Annotated in this window: 22 protein-coding genes; 8 read left to right on the top strand and 14 right to left on the bottom strand. The window is 56.9% G+C overall.

The genetic code is table 11. The features are described from left to right. Nucleotides 1-179: 179 nt before the first annotated feature. From AC2FLE_RS10125 to AC2FLE_RS10095, 7 genes are all read right to left on the bottom strand, one after another. Nucleotides 180-1,916 (bottom strand): Mur ligase family protein, encoded by a 1,737-nt coding sequence (locus tag AC2FLE_RS10125; RefSeq protein WP_496696793.1) that lies wholly within the window; start codon nucleotides 1,914-1,916, stop codon nucleotides 180-182. A 14-nt stretch (nucleotides 1,917-1,930) separates the two neighbouring features. Further along, nucleotides 1,931-4,726: a cyanophycin synthetase gene (gene cphA / locus AC2FLE_RS10120; protein WP_496696791.1), complete on the bottom strand. Its 2,796-nt coding sequence runs from the start codon at nucleotides 4,724-4,726 to the stop codon at nucleotides 1,931-1,933. Nucleotides 4,727-4,748: 22 nt separating this feature from the next. Beyond that, a complete protein-coding gene (locus tag AC2FLE_RS10115) occupies nucleotides 4,749-5,636 on the bottom strand; it encodes a cyanophycinase (RefSeq protein WP_142637921.1) in 888 nt (295 codons plus the stop codon). A 55-nt stretch (nucleotides 5,637-5,691) separates the two neighbouring features. Then, nucleotides 5,692-6,858 carry a beta-aspartyl-peptidase gene (gene iadA / locus AC2FLE_RS10110; protein WP_496696789.1) on the bottom strand — a complete coding sequence of 389 codons (1,167 nt, stop codon included), beginning with the start codon at nucleotides 6,856-6,858 and terminating at the stop codon, nucleotides 5,692-5,694. A gap of 287 nt (nucleotides 6,859-7,145) precedes the next feature. Then, entirely contained in the window at nucleotides 7,146-7,460 is a 315-nt protein-coding gene (locus tag AC2FLE_RS10105) for a DUF1244 domain-containing protein (RefSeq protein ID WP_496696787.1), read from the bottom strand. A gap of 88 nt (nucleotides 7,461-7,548) precedes the next feature. Beyond that, on the bottom strand, nucleotides 7,549-7,788 hold the full coding sequence (locus tag AC2FLE_RS10100; protein WP_496696785.1) for a DUF6868 family protein: 240 nt from the start codon (nucleotides 7,786-7,788) through the stop codon (nucleotides 7,549-7,551). 77 nt (nucleotides 7,789-7,865) lie between these two features. Further along, nucleotides 7,866-8,603, bottom strand: coding sequence for an N-formylglutamate amidohydrolase (locus AC2FLE_RS10095; RefSeq protein WP_496696783.1), 738 nt, complete (start codon nucleotides 8,601-8,603; stop codon nucleotides 7,866-7,868). A gap of 133 nt (nucleotides 8,604-8,736) precedes the next feature. Here AC2FLE_RS10095 and pyk point away from each other — a divergent pair, with 133 nt between their 5' ends. Further along, on the top strand, nucleotides 8,737-10,182 hold the full coding sequence (gene pyk, locus AC2FLE_RS10090) for a pyruvate kinase (protein ID WP_142637911.1): 1,446 nt from the start codon (nucleotides 8,737-8,739) through the stop codon (nucleotides 10,180-10,182). Here the strand turns inward: pyk and AC2FLE_RS10085 are convergent, their stop codons facing one another. Next, on the bottom strand, nucleotides 10,183-10,656 hold the full coding sequence (locus AC2FLE_RS10085; RefSeq protein WP_142637909.1) for an Lrp/AsnC family transcriptional regulator: 474 nt from the start codon (nucleotides 10,654-10,656) through the stop codon (nucleotides 10,183-10,185). A gap of 188 nt (nucleotides 10,657-10,844) precedes the next feature. On the opposite strand from AC2FLE_RS10085, the gene AC2FLE_RS10080 reads away from it, so the two are divergent. From AC2FLE_RS10080 to rplT, 4 genes are all read left to right on the top strand, one after another. Then, complete coding sequence (locus AC2FLE_RS10080; RefSeq protein ID WP_496696780.1) at nucleotides 10,845-11,282, top strand: universal stress protein; 438 nt, start codon at nucleotides 10,845-10,847, stop codon at nucleotides 11,280-11,282. A 13-nt stretch (nucleotides 11,283-11,295) separates the two neighbouring features. Further along, a complete protein-coding gene (locus tag AC2FLE_RS10075) occupies nucleotides 11,296-12,843 on the top strand; it encodes an alanine/glycine:cation symporter family protein (protein WP_271950089.1) in 1,548 nt (515 codons plus the stop codon). A gap of 180 nt (nucleotides 12,844-13,023) precedes the next feature. Further along, nucleotides 13,024-13,224 carry a 50S ribosomal protein L35 gene (rpmI, locus tag AC2FLE_RS10070; RefSeq protein ID WP_010443552.1) on the top strand — a complete coding sequence of 67 codons (201 nt, stop codon included), beginning with the start codon at nucleotides 13,024-13,026 and terminating at the stop codon, nucleotides 13,222-13,224. Nucleotides 13,225-13,238: 14 nt separating this feature from the next. Next, on the top strand, nucleotides 13,239-13,604 hold the full coding sequence (rplT, locus tag AC2FLE_RS10065; RefSeq protein WP_142637903.1) for a 50S ribosomal protein L20: 366 nt from the start codon (nucleotides 13,239-13,241) through the stop codon (nucleotides 13,602-13,604). 138 nt (nucleotides 13,605-13,742) lie between these two features. On the opposite strand, the gene AC2FLE_RS10060 is transcribed toward rplT, so the two are convergent. From AC2FLE_RS10060 to dgcN, 4 genes are all read right to left on the bottom strand, one after another. Further along, nucleotides 13,743-14,555 carry a class I SAM-dependent methyltransferase gene (locus tag AC2FLE_RS10060; RefSeq protein ID WP_496696778.1) on the bottom strand — a complete coding sequence of 271 codons (813 nt, stop codon included), beginning with the start codon at nucleotides 14,553-14,555 and terminating at the stop codon, nucleotides 13,743-13,745. Nucleotides 14,556-14,992: 437 nt separating this feature from the next. Further along, the gene (locus AC2FLE_RS10055; protein WP_142637899.1) at nucleotides 14,993-15,853 is read right to left on the bottom strand and encodes a D-amino-acid transaminase; all 861 of its coding nucleotides are present in this window, start codon (nucleotides 15,851-15,853) and stop codon (nucleotides 14,993-14,995) included. 10 nt (nucleotides 15,854-15,863) lie between these two features. Then, on the bottom strand, nucleotides 15,864-16,829 hold the full coding sequence (dgcA, locus tag AC2FLE_RS10050; protein WP_496696777.1) for an N-acetyl-D-Glu racemase DgcA: 966 nt from the start codon (nucleotides 16,827-16,829) through the stop codon (nucleotides 15,864-15,866). Nucleotides 16,830-16,899: 70 nt separating this feature from the next. Continuing rightward, nucleotides 16,900-17,901, bottom strand: a complete 1,002-nt coding sequence (gene dgcN / locus AC2FLE_RS10045) for an N-acetyltransferase DgcN (protein WP_496696775.1) — start codon at nucleotides 17,899-17,901, stop codon at nucleotides 16,900-16,902. Between the two features lie 295 nt (nucleotides 17,902-18,196). Here dgcN and AC2FLE_RS10040 point away from each other — a divergent pair, with 295 nt between their 5' ends. After that, entirely contained in the window at nucleotides 18,197-19,159 is a 963-nt protein-coding gene (locus AC2FLE_RS10040; protein WP_496696773.1) for an L-malyl-CoA/beta-methylmalyl-CoA lyase, read from the top strand. 33 nt (nucleotides 19,160-19,192) lie between these two features. Here the strand turns inward: AC2FLE_RS10040 and AC2FLE_RS10035 are convergent, their stop codons facing one another. Then, nucleotides 19,193-19,771, bottom strand: a complete 579-nt coding sequence (locus AC2FLE_RS10035; protein WP_496693971.1) for a PA14 domain-containing protein — start codon at nucleotides 19,769-19,771, stop codon at nucleotides 19,193-19,195. A gap of 117 nt (nucleotides 19,772-19,888) precedes the next feature. Next, nucleotides 19,889-20,341 (bottom strand): Lrp/AsnC family transcriptional regulator, encoded by a 453-nt coding sequence (locus tag AC2FLE_RS10030; protein ID WP_281973130.1) that lies wholly within the window; start codon nucleotides 20,339-20,341, stop codon nucleotides 19,889-19,891. Between the two features lie 73 nt (nucleotides 20,342-20,414). On the opposite strand from AC2FLE_RS10030, the gene AC2FLE_RS10025 reads away from it, so the two are divergent. Beyond that, a complete protein-coding gene (locus AC2FLE_RS10025) occupies nucleotides 20,415-21,011 on the top strand; it encodes a LysE family translocator (protein ID WP_496696771.1) in 597 nt (198 codons plus the stop codon). Nucleotides 21,012-21,157: 146 nt separating this feature from the next. Next, nucleotides 21,158-22,120, top strand: coding sequence for an acetyl-CoA carboxylase carboxyltransferase subunit alpha (locus AC2FLE_RS10020; protein ID WP_142637885.1), 963 nt, complete (start codon nucleotides 21,158-21,160; stop codon nucleotides 22,118-22,120).

Here is a 22,120-nt window from a genome sequence, read left to right as displayed (position 1 = left end):
CGGGACTGTATGATGCAATGCGCAGAGCAAAAAATCCGAGGATGAGGCGGATATACGATAGGGACGAAGGTCCGACAGGGCCGTATTGACATTGGGTGAGGGCGTCGGATGTGGACTGCCGACCGCCCAAAACTCATTTCCTAACACGCCCTCTCTGTGATCCCGACACACGCCCGTTCTCACCCGTCGAGCATAGCGAGAACAGCGTCACGATCGGACAGAACCAGCAGCAAAGCGATATCATCCGGTTGTAGCTTTTCAAGTATCATAGATGCGGCTTGTGTGGGCGAAGCGGCTCTGAGTATTTGTTCTGCACCATACCCATGTTCCAACGCTGTCCTTTCGATCAGATCAGAAACTTCCCCCGACTCGCGGCCTCTTAGATACCCTTCCAACTCGGTTGCGACGACCACGTCGGGTTGGAAATTCAGCGCTGTCGCGGTTACGTCCCGGATATCCTGATCCGATCTGTCCCCCGCATGGCTGAGCATGATGAAACGCCGTTTTGCTGGCAAGCTCAACAGCGCATCGCAAACGGCGGAAATCGAATGCGGGTTATGTGCAAAATCCACAAAGACCCGTGCGCCGTTGTATCGGAACTCGTTGCAACGGCCTGGATTATCCTTGGCGTCTGGTTTGAACCCGGCCAACCCATCCCGAGCCGCCTGAACGGGCAAGTCCAGCGCCAAAGCCAGGCACAAGGCCGCCAGCGCGTTCAGGATATTGTACTTCGCAGCGCCGCCCATGGTCAGGGGAACATCGGAAACTGCGATCACCACCTGTTCCGCTGTGCCGTCGAAAAAGACGATATCTCCCTGTTGTACATAGGCGCAGCACCTGTCTGAATCGCGCGCCTGGCGGATCAGGTCGTTCTGCGCGTCCAGCGAAAACCACCAGATATTCGCCGAGGTATTCTCCGCCTCGGCACGGACAAAGTCGTCATCGGCATTCAGGGCCAGCACGCCCCCTTCGGCCAGTGTTCGATGTACGGCGAATTTGGCCTGGGCCAGTTCCGGAACCGTGTTGACCCCGTATTGGCCCAGATGGTCGTTGGCCACATTGGTGACAGCCGCCGCCGTCGCGGCGCGGGTCGGCAGACCCCGGCGCAGGATTCCCCCACGGGCGACTTCAAGACAGGCAACCTCCAGCCTTTTATCGCGCAGCAACATCCGCCCGCCGCCTGGGCCCGAGTAATCGCCACGGTCCAGAATATCATCGCCCACGCGGACAAACTCGGTCGAGGTTAGCCCAGCGACCTTGCCCGAAGCGCGCGCGATAGCCTCAAGCAGCCGGGTCGTAGTGGTCTTGCCGTTGGTTCCGGTGATGAACGCGATCGAGATATCATGCAGCGCAGACCAGTCCACCTCACCCGGGGTGGGCAGCCCATCAACAGGCCAAGTCTGACTGCCTGTACCATGCCCGATCGACACCTCGTCATCATCGCAAAGGATATCCACGCCATGCGCCTCAGCCGCGGCGATCAAGGCGATCAGTGCGGGATTGGCTTCCATTTCCATGACGCCTTTGACATCCGCAACCATCTGATCGAAATCTCCGGGCTCGGATGCCAGCAGTTCCGCAGCACAGAAATGCCAGGCGGTTTGCGCTGCGAATATCCCGGAATAGAGTTGATCCATCGGTGCTGAGATCGCCAGATTGACACCGCCCGTAAAGGTACGGTGGATCAGACCCTGTCCCTGCCAGCCCAGCGCGTCCAGAACCCGGCGCGCATGCTTCTCCCACAAGTCGGTGATCTGCGTCGCGTCGATATCAGTGAAGAAAACATCCATCACAGCGCCGGGTCGGTTCCATAGCAGGCCCGGCCCGGTCAGACGCCGGGCGTCATCCACCTGAATATAGTCAACGGTCGCGCTTTCTATTGTCAGCGCGGTCTCAAGCTCTTCGATCCGGTCCATTCCGGTGCCTCCGCTCAATCCGCGTCTTCGCTGATTTCACGGGCAAGACGCACGCCACGCTCATCCCGGATCAGGTTCTGGTCGCCTTCGAACATATCTTCGAACGAGGTTTCGGCGGGGGCTGCCACAGGTGCGACCTCGGCTTCTTCACCATCAGAATTGAAATAGATGATCTGTTTCCAGCAGCGCGTTGTGTCATCACCAAAGATCACCAACAGATCGCCCTGTCCGGCCTGTTCCAACGCGGCACTGACCGCTTCGACTTCGTCGGGGATGATCGTGATGGCTGCGGCATCCACGCCGTTGTCGATCAGGGCTTGACGCATCATCTGCGGCACCTCGTCATGCCCGCGTCCGCGACGGCGGTCATCTGCCTTGCAGATGAAATGATCAAAATGTCCGGCCAGGGCGGCGGCCCCATCGACAATATCTTCGTCGCGCCGGTCGCCAGGCATCGCTACAACGCACAGCCTCCGGCCCTTGATCTCTAACTGATCGGCCAGCGCCGCCATCGCTTTCAGCGCGGCGGGGTTATGGCCATAATCGAGGATCACCTTGAAGGGATGTTCGTCATAGACATTCATCCGTCCAGGTGCCTGGAAATAGCTGGTGTCGAAGGTGCGCAACCCATGACGGATATTATCCAGATCCACGCCGAAACTATAGGCCATCGCGGCGGCGAACATCGCATTCTGGACGTTGAAAATTGCCTTGCCTTCCAACGTCGCCGGGATCAGATGCGACCACAGAACCGGGATATGAAGCCCGTTGTCATAGATGGTCAGCATGTCACCATTCATGCCTTTTTCAAGCACAATGGCCTTGCCGCCTGCCTTGATATGTTCCTTGACCAGACTGTGCGCTGGATTGGTCGTGACATAGAAAATCTGATCCGCTTGGGCGTAGTCGGCCATTTTCAGACAGTTGATGTCATCGGCATTCAGCACTGCAGTATCCACAGCGCTTTCAACCACCACGCGCTTGACAACGGCCAGCTCCTCGACCGTGTTTATGCCGCCGAGACCCAGATGATCGGCCGAGACATTCAGACACGCCGCCACGTTCGACCGCTGATAGCCCAAACCGGACCGCACAAGCCCGCCGCGTGCGGTTTCCATCACTGCAAAATCGACCGCCGGATCACGCAGGACGATCTGCGCGGATTTCGGTCCCGTCATGTCGCCCTTAACGCTTAGTTTACCGTCCACATAAACGCCATCGGTCGAGGTCATGCCAACGGTCTTGCTGCTGGTTTTCATAATATGCCCCAGCATCCGCGAGGTCGTCGTCTTGCCGTTGGTGCCTGTGATCGCCGCAATCGGGATGCGGGTTTCTTCGGTGGCTGGGAACAACATGTCGATCACTCTGCCCGCCACGTCGCGAGGCTGACCTTCGGACGGCGCCACGTGCATCCGAAAGCCCGGGGCGGCGTTCACCTCGACTATAGCTCCGCCAATATCCTTGTAGGATTTGGTGATGTCGTCGATCAGAAAATCCACACCTCCCACATCCAATCCAACCGCCATTATGGCCCGTTCGGCCATGTCACGATTGTCAGGATGCACCACATCCGTCAGATCAATCGCTGTCCCCCCCGTCGACAGATTTGCCGTTGAACGGAGATAGAAGATCTCGCCTTCCGACAGCACGGTTTCTTCGGTCACGCCCGCATTCTCCATCAGGCGTTTGGCCTGATTGTCGATTTCCAGCATGGTCAGCACTTTCTCGTGTCCGATGCCACGGCGCGGATCCTGGTTCACGATGTCAACCAGTTCGGCAATCGTGTGTGTGCCGTCGCCAACAACATGTCCGGGGACACGCTTGGCCACCGCAACCAGTTTGTTGTTCACAACCAGCATTCGGTGGTCAAAACCGGTGATGAAGCTTTCCACCAGAATGGCCCTGCTGCGAGAATGTTCCTTGGCTTCGGCAAAACCGGCCTCGACCTCGGACTCTGAATTCAGATTGATCGAAACACCGCGCCCATGATTGGCGTCGAGCGGCTTGACGACGACAGGAAACCCAATACGTCCCGCTGCTTTTGCCGCCTCGCGCGCCGAATAGACCATGCGCTGCTGTGGTACCGGCAGGCCCAGATCGTTCAGCAGATTGTGGGTATCTTCCTTGTCGCAGGAAATCTCGACCGAGATATGTTTGGTCTCAGAAGTGATGGTAGCCTGGATGCGTTTCTGATACTTCCCGTGTCCGAACTGCACCAGCGAGCCAGAGTTCAGCCTGATCCACGGAATGTCCCGCTCTTGTGCCGCCTTGACCAACGAGCCGGTCGAGGGGCCAAATTCTTTGCACTGCGCCCGCAGCACAAAGCTGCGTAACTCATCATCCCAGTTGAAATCTGGATCAAAGTCGTAATCCACCTTGTCCTTGAGGGAGTGTGGCAACAGATGCATTAGCAGACGCATCGCCAGCTTGCCCGCATCCAGTCCGACATCGCGCTGGCGGTATTCATAGACCATGTTGTACTGGCCGGGTTCGCCAGTGCCGCGCGTTCGGCCAAAAGTCACATCCGTACCAGCTACGTTCTGCACCTCGATAGCGCAATGTTCCAGCACATGACCCAGCCAGGTGCCTTCATCTTCGCGCAGGCGGCGGATGAACCCGCCGGGTTCGCGATAGGAACAGCCATGTTCTGCTAAACCGGGAAGTGCCGCGACCAGAGCGTCGATAAATTCCGAACCAATTTTTGCCGAAGGCCATTCTTCCAGAATACCCAGATCGATAACGTGGCGAATAACCGGAAAACTTGCCCAAACATTCGGGCCGACAAAGACGTTGGTCGAAATTATTTTCATGAGGCACCCTGTTGGTTAGTTTTTATTTTCCCCCGCCGGCGCCCTCGTCCCCGGACAGGTCCGGCAATGTACAGAACGCCATATGCTCATCCGGCGGAAACGCCTGGCGAGCCGTCAGATCATAACGGCACCCTTCGCCCAGAACGTCAAGCCGAAGTCCCAGAAGGCTCAACGCCTCTCCGCGGCGGGCATCCCACATCGATGAATGCGTCAGATGGCTGGCATCCACCACAGTGACCGTTCCGCTACCCACTACCTCAAGGACGTTATCGGGCCCAATGAAGGCCGCCGTGTCTTCGTCAACGCCCAACCCGATCAGGAAAGGGTTGAAAGATGAGGCGGTTAACAGGCGCCCCAGGCGGTTACGTTGCGTGAAATGCTGGTCAATGATGACCGCATTGGTCAAACCCATGCCCGGGGCCAGAGTGATATTGCCTTCGGCTGGGGCCGAATTGCTGCTGCCGCCTGCAACCATATGCTCGGACATGACCGACGCCCCGGCTGAGGTTCCCGCAATCGGTATCCCCGCCGCATTCCGGCGCCGGATTTTTTGAGCAACAAGCGTGCCACCCAGAATCGCCGACAAGCGCAGCTGGTTCCCGCCGGTCATGAATATCCCGGTGGCGCGGTCCAACATCTCGGCATAGTCGGGATTGTCGCAATCGGCGCGACGCGAGATGGGCAGGAACTCAACCTGACCCGCTCCAAGCTCAGAGAATATGCGGTTATAATCCGGCCCTGTTTCTTCCAGCATCGAGGCTGTCGGGATCACGACAATATCGGCATCGCCGCCGCCGGACAGCTCCACGAATTTGCGGTGAATCTGCATTTCCTTGACGCGGTCTTCGCCACCACCGATCGGGATGATGAACCCGCGCGGGGTCTCTGCATCAATGGGTGCAGGGCACATATCTTAACTACCTTCCGGAGCTATAGCGGGCAGCCACCGGGGACCGCGCGGACGTTCAAATCTGTTCATACATGCCGCGCCGGGCTATCTGGCCATCGCGGACATGCCATTCCCCCCGGGCCATCACATGCCGCACAGCGGTGTTTTCGTCAAGAACCACCAGATCGGCGTCCATACCCACTTTCAAACGGCCCTTTCGATGTAGCCTGAGCAGATCGGCGACATTAGAGGTCATCGGAGCAAGCGCATCAGACAGAGGCATTCCTTTATCGGTCAGGTCGCGCAGTGTTTCAGGCAGAGTGTCGGACAACCCCACACCAAACCGTGTCAGATTGCCCTCACGGTCAAAGGCCGGCAGGCAGCCACCCCCGTCAGAGCTGATGGTGAACCGGTCCGCGCGGCCACCTTGATCGCGGAATTGGATATAGGCCTCGGCGGCTGAAATGCCCGGCTCGATGTGTTCGCAGGGGAACGCGGTGGCGTCGATGTAACATCCGTGCCGCGCCAACGCGACGGCCTGTTCAAACAGGGGTTTGTTGCGATTGACATGGGTCGGGTTGAAGACGCGTGCGGGAATTTCGCAGGTCGCAATAGCCTGCTCCAACATCGACAGACCCCTGTCGCCGTCGCCCATATGGCAATGCACGACCCCTGCCTTGCCGGTCATCAGGCCCGCGACATGCGCCTCACTTGCGATCCGCAGAAACTCGTCCAGTGTCGGTTGGCTTGACCGGTGATCACTGATCGCCAGTTCCCCAACGCCGATAACCGGATCAAGGAATACGATATCACCCCGGGCGGAACCGGTCAGGGTGGTCAGAGGGACGTGATAGCCACCAGTGTGACACCAAGCCGAAAGCCCCTCCTCCCGCAGCCCATAGGCCTGCTGCACCAACGTCTGCGTGTTGCGGGTCAGATCGTCCGTCCCCAATACCCCCACAACCGACGTGACCCCGGCACGGGTGAACGAGGACAGGACCATCGGCGGCACCCGGCTGGCTGGCCCGGTTTCACCGCCACCACCCGTGATATGCGCATGTCCGTCGATTAAACCCGGAACAACCGATGCACCTTCGACGTCAACGACTTCAGCCTGAAGCGGATCCGACAGTTCGGGTTGAGTGCTACCGAGGTAAATAATGCGTTCACCCGCGGTGAGAATATGGCCTAAACCAACAGGCTCAGGCGTATAGAGCCGCGCATTCTTGATCAGTTTCAACACGTTTCATACCCGTCAGTAAGAGCAAAGACATCCTTTCTTGCACTGAAAGTCAGCAGAAGAACCATCCCTTAATTCGGAGAAAGCGTAAATGTCGGGCGCAGGCCTTAAAGGCAAAATCTTAGGAGCGCTGAGGTAAAGTCGGGCATTTGCGCAATTCGCCGCGCCCGTCGCTTTCGGATCGGAACAACCGTAAGAAGCGAATGTAGCGGAGGCAGTGAAACCTTTGTTGACAGCCGCCTCACTGAGAAAAGGCCCGCCGGAATGGTGGGCCTTTCTATTTTTCACGTTCAGCTCTTTTTGCCGACATTTTCTTCGAATGAGACTTCAAAAGCCTCCTGCTTTTCAGGACTGGCTTCGGTCTGATACTTGGCTTTCCATTCGCTCATGGTCATCCCGTAAAAGATCTGACGGGCTTCGTCCTTGTCCATCTCAATGCCCTGTTCATTGGCCGCTTCCTGATACCAGCGCGACAGGCAGTTGCGGCAAAATCCGGCCAGGTTCATCATGTCGATGTTCTGAACATCGGTCCGGTCTTCCATCAGGTGCTGCTGCAACCTGCGGAATGCGGCGGCCTGAAGTTCGGTTTCGGTTTTCTGGTCCATGTTCTCGCTCCGGATGCTTGCCCAATATGTTCAAGATGACCTAACAACCCAAGCGGGCCGTTTCAATCATCAGCAACACCTCAGTGCGCTAGGCCAGTTTCAACGCCAGCCAAGGCACGATGGAAAAGATAAGCACCAGAATTTTGTAATTGGCCAGATACCTGAAATACGCACGTTTCACATCCGCGCGGTCCATTTGGAACATCCGACTATGGATGCCAGCCGCCCAATCCTGCATCAGCACGACCATCAGGGTCGAAAACAGTAACACAGCAAGGTTGATCACCACCATCCAGCCGAAAACAGATGTCAAAAGCTCTTGCGTCATGATCGCCTCCTTTCGCCTGATATATGGGGTTTCGGGCGCGGTCGCTCAATGGTGCGCAGGTTCTCAGCTGCCGAAAGTCAAAATTCGCTATGCGAAAGGGCGTCTTCCAGGACAATTCCCAGACGCTCGGCCCAAGCGCGCTGCCCCGCGTGGTCGGCGATCAGGTCATTGCGCAGTTCGATTAACGCATTAGGGCGGCCAAAGGCAGTGCAATGCTTGTCGATCGCATCGCCCGGCAGAACGCCAGTATAGGGTTCATTGACGCCAACACATAGGTCCTTTTCAGCCTGCAACCGGTGGATCAGTGGGCGCGAAAAACGCTCATCCGGAGTGTGCAGCACACCGACATGCCAGGGACGCGGTTCGCGTCCACGCAACTGCCGGGTGAAAGAATGCATCGACACGATCACCGCATGGGGCAGTGCGGCCAGCTCAGCCAATGCCCTATGGTAAGGGCGGTAACACATGTTCAAACGCCGCTCGCGCTCATCCGCATCGGCGTGACGGTTGCCGGGAATGATTGACCCGTCATACAATTTCATCACAAGAGTCGGGTCGTCCTCGCCTCGGTTCGGATCGATCACAAGGCGCGAGAAATTCGCCGCAATCACAGGCGCGTTCAGAATTTCACCCAGATGTTTCGATACTTCATAGGCGCCCACGTCATAGGCGATGTGGCGCTCCATATCCTCACGCGGCAAGCCAAGATCCCCACCATTGATTCCCGGTGGAACAGTATTGGTCGCGTGGTCACATGTGATCAGCCAGCGGGAAGGGCGATCCGCGCCATGGATAAAAAACGGAGAATACGTCATAAGCCTGTCATGTTGTTTCCGGCAGGTTTAGGACAGTTGCTTCGGAAAGGGAATTGCGCAATAAGCGGGCAGAGTCGATGTTTGCGGTAACATTCGCGCAAATTCAGGACATGGTTTGAGGAGAACAAGGTCAATGCGACGCCTGAGAAATGTGAAGATCGTGGCGACGCTGGGGCCGGCGTCCAATGACTATGACACCATTCGCGCGTTGCACGAAGCCGGAGCCGACGTATTTCGCCTGAACATGAGCCATGGCAGCCATGACGAAATCCGCGAGCGGCACCGGATCATCCGTCAGGTCGAAAAGGATCTGGACAGCCCTATCGCCATTCTTGCAGATCTGCAGGGGCCAAAGCTGCGTGTCGGCGTATTTGCCAATGATGCGGAAGAGCTGATCGAGGGTGCCGTGTTTCGGTTGGATCTGGATCCGGCCCCGGGCGACGCAGGCCGCGTATGCCTGCCCCATCCCGAGATTTTTGCTGCGCTGGAACCCGGTGCGCGCCTCTTGGTCAATGATGGCAAAATTCGCCTGATCGTACAGGATTGCGGCCAGGATCATGCGAATTGTACCGTCGAGGTCGGCGGGACAATTTCGAACCGAAAAGGCGTGAACGTGCCGGATGTCGTGCTGCCCTTGGCCGCGTTGTCCGCCAAGGATCGTGGTGATCTGGAATTCGTCTGCCAGCTGGGTGTGGATTGGTTGGCGCTGAGTTTCGTTCAGCGGGCCAAGGATGTTTTTGAGGCTCGGGCACTGGCCGATGGGCGCGCCTCGATCCTGTCCAAGATTGAAAAGCCTGCCGCGGTTGAGGCGTTTGACGACATCCTCGATGCCTCTGACGGCATTATGGTTGCGCGCGGAGATCTGGGCGTGGAGCTACCGGTTTCCGCGGTGCCCCCGATCCAGAAACGTCTGGTCCGCCGGTGCCGTAGCGCCGCCAAGCCGGTGATTGTGGCCACACAGATGCTGGAAAGCATGATCGAAAGCCCGATGCCCACGCGGGCCGAGGTTTCAGATGTGGCAACCGCTATCTATGAGGGCACAGACGCCATCATGCTAAGCGCGGAATCCGCCGCAGGTTCCTATCCGATCGAGGCCGTGCAGACCATGAACAAGGTCGCCATCGAGGTCGAAGCCGACCCCACCTATGATCAGATCATCGCGGCATCGCGCACGGCAAAGGGAACAACCGTGGCCGATGGTATCGTCGCCGCCGCTCGCGAAATTGCCGAGAAAACGGATATCAAGGCAATCTGTTGTTTCACTCAAAGCGGCACAACTGCGCTGTTGACCGCGCGCGAACGCCCCGGAGTTCCGATCATTGCAATGACCCCTGCAAAGGGAACAGCCCGTCGGTTATGCCTGAGCTGGGGCTGCCATTGCGTAATGACGCCCGAGCTTGAGCGTTTCAAAGGGGCGGTCGTCAGCGCCGCCCGTGCTGCTCGTTCTGGTGGATTTGCAACTGACACGGATCAGATCGTTGTCACCGCCGGTGTTCCGTTCAACGTGCCCGGCACGACCAATATCCTGCGGATCGCGCCTTGCGACGAAAGGCTGATCTATAACACGGATCCTGGCTGATCAGGCGGGTATGACATTCTGCCCGACCGGTTCCTTGACGATCTCCATCACGGTAAAGGAACTGGTCTGGTGAATGCCCGGAAGCTTATTGATCTTTTCCCCCAGGGTCTGGCGGAAATGGGCGATGTCGCGTGTGCGAACGGTTAACAGATAGTCAAACGACCCCGCCACCATCAGGCAGCTTTCGATTTCGGTGACATCGCGCACGGCATCGTTGAATTTATCCAATGAGTTCTCAGACGTTGCAGCCAGGGAAACCTGCACAACCGTCATATGCCCGAGACCCAACCGCTCCTTGTCCAGAACGGCGCTGTATCCGGTGATATAGCCGGTTCTTTCCAGTCGTTTTACACGCTCTGAGCACGGAGTGTTGGTCAGGTTTACCCGCATGGCAAGCTCGACGATCGGCAGGCGGCCATTGGCTTCCAATTCCCGCAGGATGCGTTGATCGATCTTGTCCAATTCTCTGTCCATTAGGAAAATTCCCTGTAATTTTGGCGCATAATGGGATAATTTACTGAGAATAGACCAAAAATAATACCATTTCCTAGTGATTTTTCCTGATACTGACTTGAGGGCAGTCTACAATAAATGCTCCAAGTTCCGGCTGCCCTGCCGGGGGCACGGGCCCCGGTCAAATGAACAATAAATGGAGGAACGAGATGACAACAAAAATTGTCATAGGACTGGACGGGACAGAATCCGGAGAACGTGCCATCGCCTTCGCCAAAGATTTGGCTGAAAGAATTGGTTCATGCGAGCTTCTGGTTGCATATGTCATTGAATGGTCGCCCTACACTTTTCAGACACCTGAAGAAAACGCAAAGCGGCACATGCGGCGTGAGGAGGAGATTGAACTAGCAACGACACGGGTGGTGGCACCCGCCGTCGACGCCCTGAAGGCCGCGGGTTTCACCGCGACCGGAGTGGTGCGCCACGGAGATGTGGCTGAAACGCTGAATGCCATCACGGTAGACAGCAAGGCCGTACAGATTGTCGTTGGACGCTCGTCCGCTGATGGCCTCAAAAAGCGTATCTTCGGCAGCTCTACGCAAAACCTTGTGATGCATGCCGATGTACCGGTCACGGTCGTGAATTGAGGGAGGCACAGGAATGAAAACACTATCTCAACTGGGATTGGCAGCCGCCACCCTGATGGCCAGCCCCGTCGCCGCGCAAGAGGCGCCCGGGTTGGACGAAAAGATCAATCAGGCTTTTGCTGATATCACTGGGCCATTCGTTAGCTTCATATTCGCGCCAATTCCCGGGACAGGATTTCCCTGGATCGTGATGTGGTTGGTTATCGCGGCGTCGGTCTTTACTCTGTACTTTGCTTTTGTGCAGATGCGCTTTTTCGGCCACGCGATAAGTCTGGTCAAAGGCGACTATTCCGATCCCAACGATGCGGGTGAGGTTAGCCACTTTCAGGCATTGGCCACTGCCCTGTCGGGCACGGTCGGGCTTGGCAATATCGCAGGCGTTGCCGTTGCTGTTGGCATTGGTGGCCCCGGGGCGACCTTCTGGATGATCCTGGCTGGTCTTCTGGGCATGGCGTCAAAATTCACCGAATGTACACTTGGCGTAAAGTATCGCAACGAATACGAAGACGGCAGCGTCTCGGGCGGCCCGATGTACTATATGTCCAAGGGTTTTGACGAGCTTGGCCTGCCCGGAGGTAAGATTCTGGCGGTTGTGTTCTCGATCTTCTGTATTCTTGGAGCGCTGGGCGGGGGCAACATGTTCCAGGCCAATCAGGCGCATCAGCAGATTGCAGGCATCGTCGGGAATTACCCGGGTTGGATCACCGGTGTGGTCTTTGCGGTTGTCGTGTTCATGGTGATCGTCGGTGGACTTAAATCCATCGCGCGAGTGACTGAAAAAGTTGTGCCCTTTATGGGCGTGATGTATGTTGCGGCGGCTCTGGTCATCATCGTCATGAATGCGGATATGATCGGTTGGGCCTTTGGTCAGATCTTTGCCGGTGCGTTTACCGGTCTTGGTGTGGCCGGCGGTATGGTCGGTGCTCTGATCCAGGGCTTCAAACGGGCCGCGTTCTCGAACGAGGCCGGCGTTGGGTCTGCTGCGATTGCCCACTCGGCGGTGCGCACAAAGGAGCCGATCACAGAAGGCTTTGTTTCGCTGCTTGAGCCGTTCATCGATACGGTCGTGATCTGTACCATGACCGCGCTGGTGATCATCATCACACAGCAGTTGATCATCGACCCCGAGACCGGCAACTATATGTTGAACGAAGCAGGAAGCGCTATTGCGACCGTTGACGGCAACTCGGGCGTCAGCCTGACCTCCGCCGCCTTTGGCAGCGCGTTCAGCTGGTTCCCCTACGTTCTGGCGATTGCGGTGATCCTGTTTGCTTTCTCGACTATGATCAGCTGGTCCTACTATGGCCTGAAGGCCTGGACCTATCTGTTCGGTGAGGGGCACACCAAAGAGCTGGTGTTCAAGATCATCTTCTGCGTCTTCGTGGTGATCGGTGCTGCGGCCAACCTCGGCCCGGTTATCGACTTCTCGGATGCGGCGATCTTTGCGATGGCGGTTGTGAACGTCTTTGCGCTCTACTTCCTGATGAAGATCGTTCGTCAGGAACTGGCATCGTATAGTGAAAGACTGAAAAGCGGTGAGATCCGCAAATACGGTCACTAAATAGTCCACCGGGGCGGCCTGCGTCGCCCCGGTGCCTGACTGGGCTGCTAAAATTGCAGATTCAGCCAAAACCCCCTTGCCAGTATGGTCGAACTTGCGTAAACGGCGCTTCTGATCGCGTGACCGGCCGAGATGGCATGCCGAGTCGCGTTTCGAACCGAACCCCGAAAGGAGACGGAAATGCCTAAGATGAAGACAAAGTCGAGCGCCAAAAAGCGCTTTAAGGTGACTGCGACCGGTAAGGTCCTTGCTGGCCAGGCCGGCAAACGTCACGGCATGATCAAGCGGACCAAGAAATTCATCCGCGATGCTCGTGGCAACACCACCCTGTCCGCCCCCGACGCCAAAATCGTCAAGGGCTATATGCCCTACGATCGATAAGAGGAGATTAAGACATGTCCCGCGTTAAAGGTGGAACCGTAACTCACGCCCGTCACAAGAAGGTTATCAAGGCCGCCAAAGGTTACTATGGCCGCCGCAAAAGCACCTTCAAGGTTGCCCGTCAGGCCGTAGACAAGGCCAACCAATATGCAACCCGCGACCGTAAGAACCGCAAGCGTAACTTCCGCGCGCTGTGGATCCAGCGGATCAACGCTGCTGTACGTTCGCATGACGAAGCCCTGACATATTCCCGCTTCATCAACGGCCTGAACTTGGCCGGTATTGAAGTGGACCGTAAAGTTCTGGCCGATCTGGCCGTGCACGAACCGGAAGCGTTCGGCGCGATCGTCGCCCAGGCTCAGGCTGCTCTGACCGCCTGATCCTCTGTAAAGAGACAGTGAATAAAGGGCCGTTCCGTTTGGGACGGCCTTTTTTGTTACTGGAAACTGGTAGGGTCCGCTTTGAACCAAGAAGGCCGGATGCTGTGCAATGTCTGTCTGCCCGATTACTGAGAACGGTCAAACGATCTTGGGTTTATTTGCGATTTGGCTCACATAGGACATAAAACCAAAAAACATCTTGGCAGATACTCTGCGTTTCGCTTCTGATTTCAAAGCCTCTGCAGTTTCGGAAAATAACAGACCCTCTTCCACCATGCGGTCCGCTCCGCGTTCAATTACGGTGAGAAAATAGGTCGCTTCCCCTTCTGCCACATATCCATGACCTTTCCGGGCCCCAAGTCGAAATCCCGCATCGACCAGGATGGCTGAAATCTGACGCATTATCCAAAGATTAGTGACATTTTGATTGATCATGAATTTGATGAGTTGATCGAGCGGATCAAAGTCCGCGATCTGTGCAGTTGCAGTGCTGTAGTCGCCATCACAAATTGCCAGCACACCTCCGGGCTTCAAAAGGCGGAAGGCCTCTTGAACAACGTCTTCCGGTCCAGGGACGTGGCACAACAACGTGTGCATTACCACAAGGTCAAAGGTCTCGCTTTCAAAACCTGTGTTTTTGGCATCCCCGATATCGAAGCTAAGTCGATCATCATCCCCAAAGCTCTTCTGGGCCCGTGCGACCATGACGGGCGAGGGTTCAATTCCATGAGCCGTTGCGGCTCCTGCAAGCTCCAACAAATCTCGGGTAACGTGTCCTGTTCCTGAACCAAGCTCCAGCGCCCGTGCACCTTTGGGGAGACTCAGGTTCTCCATGTAGGCTTTGCGAATTGCAATCTGCGCAGGCTCTAAACAGCGCACTTCCATTGCTGTTGCGATCCGCTCTTGAAGGGCGGTGTCTTGCGCGCCGAGGTCAGAGTATGGATCGGCCATAAGTTAACTCATTTGAAATGGACCACAGGAGGACATGATAGACCAACATTTTCATCGGCACCAATAGCGGCCATTGAGGCCCATAGGTCGTTTGACGGGGCATCTCCGGCCCTCTGTCCCCTTGCTACACCAGCAGCACGTAGGGGCTTCGCCATCATTATGTGTGAAGTTGGCTCCTGAAAACCGCAACTCAGCGCGTAATATGCCGCCTGGTTTCGGCCATACCAATACCGCTCGTCAGGCTGGATATGCCTATTCTCATAGCGGCCTGTCAGGATGCAGGATCACCAACTATCGTGTTCAGATCGCGCTCAGAGATTTTGGTGCCGCACCCTCTTTGCGCCGTTCATCCCGACCAAGACCTGCACGCGGCACCAAATGTTGTCAAATTCGTTGCGACCACCCCATGCCACACAAACGCCCAGCATGGGATTTCTTTAGAGTGCTGCCTTGCGGCTTTCGTCCAGATAAATCTCGCGCAGACGTTTGGCTATGGGTCCCGGCGTGCCGTCGCCCAGCGCTGTGCCGTCAATTTCAACCACAGGCATGACAAAAGCACTGGCAGAGGTGGTGAACGCCTCATCAGCCTCCTTGGCCTCGTCGATAGTAAACAGGCGTTCTTCGACAACCATCTGCGCTTCGGCTGCCATTCGCAGAACGGCCTTGCGGGTGATGCCGTGCAGGATGTCGCTCGACAACGGCCGGGTGACAATCTTGTTGCCTTTGACAAAATACGCGTTGTTGCTGGTGCCCTCGGTCACATAACCGCCTTCGACCATCCAGGCATCATCACAGCCCGCGGCCTTGGCCATCATCTTGCCCAGCGAGGGATAGAGCAGCTGTGTCGTCTTGATGTCGCGCCGGCCCCAACGGATATCCTCGATCGAGATGACCTTGGCACCTTTCCGGGCAGCAGGGCTGTCTGCCAGACCCGGCTTGTTTTGGGTGAACAAAACCAGTGTGGGTTTGGTATCAGCCGCAGGAAATGCAAAATCTCGGTCGCCGTCGCTGCCGCGCGTGACCTGAAGATAGACCAGCCCCTCTTCAATGCCGTTCAACTCAACCAGCTTGCGGTGGATCTCCAGCAGCTCGTCCTTCGCGCAGGGTTCAGCCATCTGTAATTCGTCCAGCGAGCGCTTGAGGCGGACCGCGTGGCCTTCGAAGTCGATCAGCTTGCCGTCCAGAACGCTGGTCACCTCATACACGGCATCGGCCATCAGGAAGCCACGATCAAAGATCGACACTGTGGCTTCGGTTTCGGGCAGGTAGTCGCCATTCACATAAACGGTGCGGGTCATGTCAATCTCCTTAGCCCCAGAGCGCTGCCAATGGCGGGTACACTCCGGCATCATCAAAAGTCAGCGGGTTGTCGCGGTCTTCGGCCAACAGAAGTGGTCCGTCAAGGTCCGTTACCATCGCACCCTGCGCCAGCAATGTCGCAGGGGCCATCGCCAAAGAGCTGCCGACCATACAGCCGACCATGATGTCATAGCCTTCAGCAATCGCCGCTTTGCGCAGCTCCAGCGCTTCGGTCAGACCTCCGGTCTTGTCGAGCTTGATGTTGATCACATCATATTTGCCCTTCAGTTTGGGCAGGCTGGCACGATCATGGCAGGATTCGTCGGCGCATACGGGAACCGGGCGCTCCATCCCGATCAGCGCGTCATCGTCACCGGCGGGCAGAGGTTGCTCGACCAAGGCCACACCCAGGCGCACAAGATGTGGCGCAAGATCGGTGTAAACGGCGGCGGACCAACCTTCATTTGCGTCCACGATGATCGTCGCATCCGGTGCGCCTGCGCGAACGGCTTCAAGTCGGGGCATGTCATCCGGCGTGCCCAGTTTGATCTTTAAAAGCGGGCGATGTGCATTCGCAGCCGCGTGCGCCTGCATCGCCTCGGCGGTGTCCAACGACAATGTATAGGCCGTGATTTCGGGGCCAGGCTGAGGCAGCCCAGCCAGATTCCAGACGCGTTTACCGGCACGCTTGGCCTCAAGATCCCACAGCGCACAATCTACGGCATTCCGTGCAGCGCCCGCAGGCAATAAGTCCATCAGTTGCACTCGGTCGAAACTGTCGGGCAATCCGGCAATTTCAGCCTCGACCGAATCCAGTGTTTCACCATAACGCGCATAGGGCACACATTCGCCCCAGCCCTGATACCGGCCGTCAGAAATGCGTACAGTCAGAACCTTGGCCTCGGTCCGTGACCCACGTGAAATTGTAAAGACCTGAGCCAGCCTGAATACATCGCGAGAGACGTCAATTTGCATAACATACCTTTTCCTGGCAGAGCCGCCCGGATTTTCCAATTTAGATCCGGGCCGGCGGGACCAGACCGCTTTATACTGCTGCCAGCGCGTCGACCAGCTTGCCTGCACCAAAACGGAACGGGTCCGTCGCGGGCAGCCCCATGTCGGCTTCGACCTGTGCCAGATAGGCGGATGCGTCTGCTTCGCTCATATGCTGCGTGTTGACCGAAACACCGATGACCTGACACTCAGGATTGGCAACCTTGGCCAGCGCCAGCGCCGTGTCCCGCAGAGCCTGCAAAGTTGGCAAACTATAGGTCGGCAGACCGCGCATATGCTCGCGGGTGGGTTCATGGGACAGGATCAACGCGTCCGGTTGACCGCCATGGATCAACGCCATTGTCACACCGGAATATGACACATGAAACAGTGACCCTTGCCCTTCGATCAAATCCCAGTGGTCGTCATCATTGTCGGGTGTCAGCCATTCGACCGATCCCGCCATGAAATCTGCGATCACCGCGTCCAGCGGTACACCGTCACCGGTGATCAGAATGCCAGTCTGGCCAGTAGCTCGGAAGGTCGACTTCATGCCACGCTTGCGCATCTCGGCATCCATGGCCATCGCGGTGTACATCTTGCCAACCGAACAATCGGTGCCCACGGCAAGACAGCGCTTACCTTTACGTTTGATGCCGTTGGCGATTGGATAGTCGACCGACGGAACCCGCACATCATGCAGCTTGCGGCCTGTTGCTTCGGCGACTGCGACTAGATCGGGTTCATCACACAAAAGGTTGTGCAGGCCCGAGGCCAGGTCGAAACCTTCCTCCAACGCCATGACCAGCACCTTTTTCCATTCCTGACTGATCACACCGCCACGATTGGCCACGCCAATGACCAAAGTCTTGGCCCCGGCCTCTTTGGCCTTAGCCAGGGACATGTCAGTCAGGCCCAGATCGGCTTTACAACCCTCCATCCGGTATTGACCCACGGCGTTTTCCGGACGCCAGTCCTTGATTCCAACGGCAACCTTGGCCGCCAGCTGGTCGGGCGCATCGCCCAAAAACAACAGATACGGTGTCTCGATCATTGCGGTGCACTCCTTTGATTCTGGCGCAGGCTATGGGACGGGCAAGGCGAGTGTTTCTCGATTTCGCCCAGCATCGCCGGATCCCGCAGGAAAATTTCGCGCAAATATCGTAGCTTGCGCAAAATTCTTTCAAGTTTTTAAAGCGATTAAACTTTAATCACCAGAGACACGGCGCATTGCGGCGAATGCTGCGACTGCATTGCCGCAGATGCACAAACATGCTTGCGGAGACCTGCGCAATTTAATACCTCATAAGACAACAAAATCGCAATTTCCTTTCCTGCACGAGGTCCAGATGAGCTTTCGCATTCAACCCGCCGCCCCCGCGCGCCCTAACCGATGTCAGTTGTTCGGCCCCGGGTCGAACACCAAGCTGTTCCCCAAGATGGCGGCCTCTGCGGCGGATGTGATCAATCTTGATCTTGAGGATTCGGTTGCACCATCTGACAAGGACACAGCGCGTGCCAATGTCATCGAGGCGCTGAGCACCCTTGATTGGGGCACCAAATACATGTCCGTACGAATCAACGGACTGGATACGCCTTACTGGTACCGCGATGTCGTGGATGTGATGGAGCAGGCCGGAGATCGACTGGACCAGATCATGATCCCCAAGGTCGGTTGTGCGGCGGATGTCTATGCGGTGGACGCGCTGGTCACCGCCATCGAACGCGCAAAAGGCCGTACCAAACCGATCAGCTTTGAGGTCATCATCGAATCCGCAGCTGGCCTCGCCCATGTCGAAGAAATCGCTGCCTCGTCCCCCCGGATGCAAGCCATGAGCCTTGGGGCCGCCGACTTTGCGGCCTCGATGGGCATGCAGACAACTGGCATCGGCGGCACGCAGGAAAATTATTACATGCTGCGCGAAGGTGAAAAACACTGGTCCGACCCGTGGCACTGGGCGCAGGCCGCCATCGTTGCCGCCTGCCGCACCCATGGCGTGCTGCCGGTGGATGGACCGTTCGGCGATTTCAGCGATGACGAAGGCTATATCGCGCAGGCCAAACGTTCTGCCACTTTGGGCATGGTCGGCAAATGGGCAATCCACCCCAAGCAGATCGCACTGGCCAACCAGGTCTTCACCCCCTCGGACGAGGCGGTGTCAGAGGCCCGCGAAATCTTGGCCGCCATGGAGCAAGCCAAGGCCAATGGCGAAGGTGCGACGGTCTACAAAGGGCGTCTGGTCGATATCGCCTCGATCAAACAGGCCGAGGTGATCGTGGCCCAGGCCGAATTGATCGCTGCCAATAGCTAAAAGTAGAAAGGCGCCTCACCGGGCGCCTTTTTCTTACCGTCCGAAGACATCATTGGGTGTCCAGGTGAACCTTTCGCCCTTTTTCCCGGATTTCATCATCAGACAGGATGTTCCGAGCTTCTGGAAATAGATGATCTTGAGCGCGTACCACCCGGCTTTGGGCACATCGACTTCGGTCCGCTGATTGGCCTCGCAGCCCTGAATGCCCGAGACTTGTCCAATGTTCTGGCCTCCGACGAATGCCTCTATCCCGTCATTTGACCACGTTTCCAACTCGTAGATTCCAGCAGAGTCGAACCGCATGTACCCCGTAATTTCGGCGGCGACATTGTAAGCGCCGTCAAACGTCATGACGTCCTGACCCTTACTGGTGTCCCTGTAATCCAAGCCCCGCAACGGTTGTCCGGGCTGCGCTTTAGACAGCATGCTTTTTGCATGGCTCAGATCTCGGATCTTCTTGTGTTGATTGCCGGTGCCAAAGTAATTCACATTCAATCCCGCCTTGGGGCTGGGCTGAGGGTTGGCAGGTTGCAGCTTTAACGGAGCTGCAAAAGATGCACCCGAAATCATTACCAAAGTTGCGACCAGTGCTCCGGTCCGAACAAGTTTCATCGTCTTCTCCCTGAATACGACCGGTTGGGGTTGTCCCCATTTTTGGTCAAATCTTTGGCAAGACAGTAAAACGTGAATCCAACTCCGGCAAGCCGGTACAGAATCATCTTTGCAATGTCAGGCCCGCATATCCTTGGGCGAGCCCATGACGACATAGGACGTGATCGACGTGACATGGGGCAAAGTCCCCAGAACTTCGGTGTGAAAAGTTTTATAAGACGACAGATCGGCACATTCCACGCGCAACAGGTATTCGATCGTGCCGGTGATGTTATGGCACTCCACCACCTCAGGCGCGCGCTGCAATGCACGCTCGAACCCTTCCTGAGCGGCCTTTGTATGTTCGCCCAGCCCCACGCCAATATAGGCGACAAAGCCGATGCCCAGCGCAGGTGGGTTCAATACAGCACGATAGCCCGAGATCACGCCCGCGCGCTCTAATTCCTGAACACGGCGCAAACAGGCCGAGGCTGACAGCCCGACCCGATCGGCCAATTCAAGGTTGCTTATCCGCCCATCACGTGTCAGCTCACGCAATATATGGCGATTTATATCATCCAACTTGATCATTAATTGCAGAATTACCGCAATAACCAGCGCAAACGCAATTTCATTTGGGCGGATTCCATCAATTATCTGCGCTATGAACCCTGAATTGCTTTTTGCCCTCGTCACCTTTGCCTTCGTCTCGTCGATCACGCCGGGACCCAATAACCTGATGCTGATGGCCTCGGGCGCGAATTTCGGGTTTCGACGCACAATCCCACATATGTTCGGAATCGGGTTGGGCTTTACAGTCATGGTCCTTCTGGTCGGAACGGGGCTGGTGCAGGTGTTTGATGCCTATCCAATCAGCTATACCGTGTTGAAAGCGGCGTCGGTGGCCTATCTGCTGTATCTGGCATGGAAAATCGCGCATTCAGCCCCAGCCGAAGCGGGCGCGCCTGCGGGAAAACCGATGACGTTTTTACAGGCTGCAGCATTCCAATGGGTCAATCCAAAAGCCTGGGCCATGGCCCTGACAGCAACAACTGTATACACACCCGACCGGACGCTGAACGCCATCGTCATTGTCGCGATTGTTTTCGGCGCAATCAATTTGCCCTCGGTCAGCACATGGACGGTACTCGGGCAGCAGATGGCGCGGATTCTCACGAACCCACACCGACTGATGCTGTTCAACTGGGTGATGGCGGGGCTGCTGGTCGCGTCGCTCTACCCTGTGCTTTGGCCCGTTTGAGAACGTTCGCAGGCTAGCAATGACCGGTCATCAAGGCCCTTTTGAGGGTGAATACGGGCACCCCTACCAACCCTTTGAATCTTGCTGAGTTGCATCCGGGGCAACGTCAGGCCATATAGCAGGGAACTTCCGCGTTGAGAGGCGTCATGACCCAGTATCTGGAATTCGAAAAACCCCTGGCCGAGATCGAAGGAAAGGCCGAGGAACTGCGTGCGCTGGCGCGCGCCAATGAAGAGATGGATGTGGCCGCAGAGGCCGCCGCTCTGGATGCCAAGGCTGAAAAGCTGTTGGACGAACTCTATGCCGATCTGACGCCATGGAGAAAATGTCAGGTCGCTCGTCACCCTGGACGTCCCCATTGTAAAGACTACGTGGAAGATTTGTTCACCGAATTCACACCGCTGGCAGGCGATCGGAATTTTGCTGACGACCTGGCCGTGATCGGCGGTCTGGCGCGGTTCAACGATCAACCTGTTATGGTGATCGGCCACGAAAAGGGCAGCGACACCAAATCGCGCATCGAACGCAATTTCGGCATGGCTCGCCCCGAAGGGTATCGCAAGGCTGTCCGACTGATGGAAATGGCAGGACGCTTTGGACTGCCGGTTATCACCTTGATCGACACGGCGGGCGCCTATCCCGGCAAAGGCGCCGAAGAGCGCGGCCAGTCCGAGGCGATTGCCCGCTCGACCGAGATGTGCCTGAAGATCGGCGTGCCGTTAGTCTCGGTCATCATCGGCGAAGGTGGATCAGGCGGTGCGGTGGCTTTTGCAACGGCAAACCGTGTCGCGATGCTGGAACATTCGGTCTATTCGGTCATTTCACCCGAAGGCTGCGCCTCGATCCTTTGGAAAGATTCAGAGAAAATGCGCGAAGCAGCCGAAGCGTTGCGGCTGACCGCGCAAGACCTGCACAAGCTGGGCGTTTGCGACCGGATCATTTCGGAACCCAAGGGCGGCGCACATCGCGATCGCGCTGCGACCGTGGACTCCGTGCGGGATGCGATTACGGCGATGCTCAAGGATCTGGACGGCAAGGATTCCGCCGCCCTGATCAGAGATCGTCGTCAAAAATTCCTCGACATCGGCTCAAAAGGGTTGGCTGCGTAA

This window comes from Ruegeria sp. CDSA077, assembly GCF_059612265.1.
Note: the sequence above shows the minus strand (reverse complement) of the source record. Positions and strands in the feature narration are given on the sequence as shown.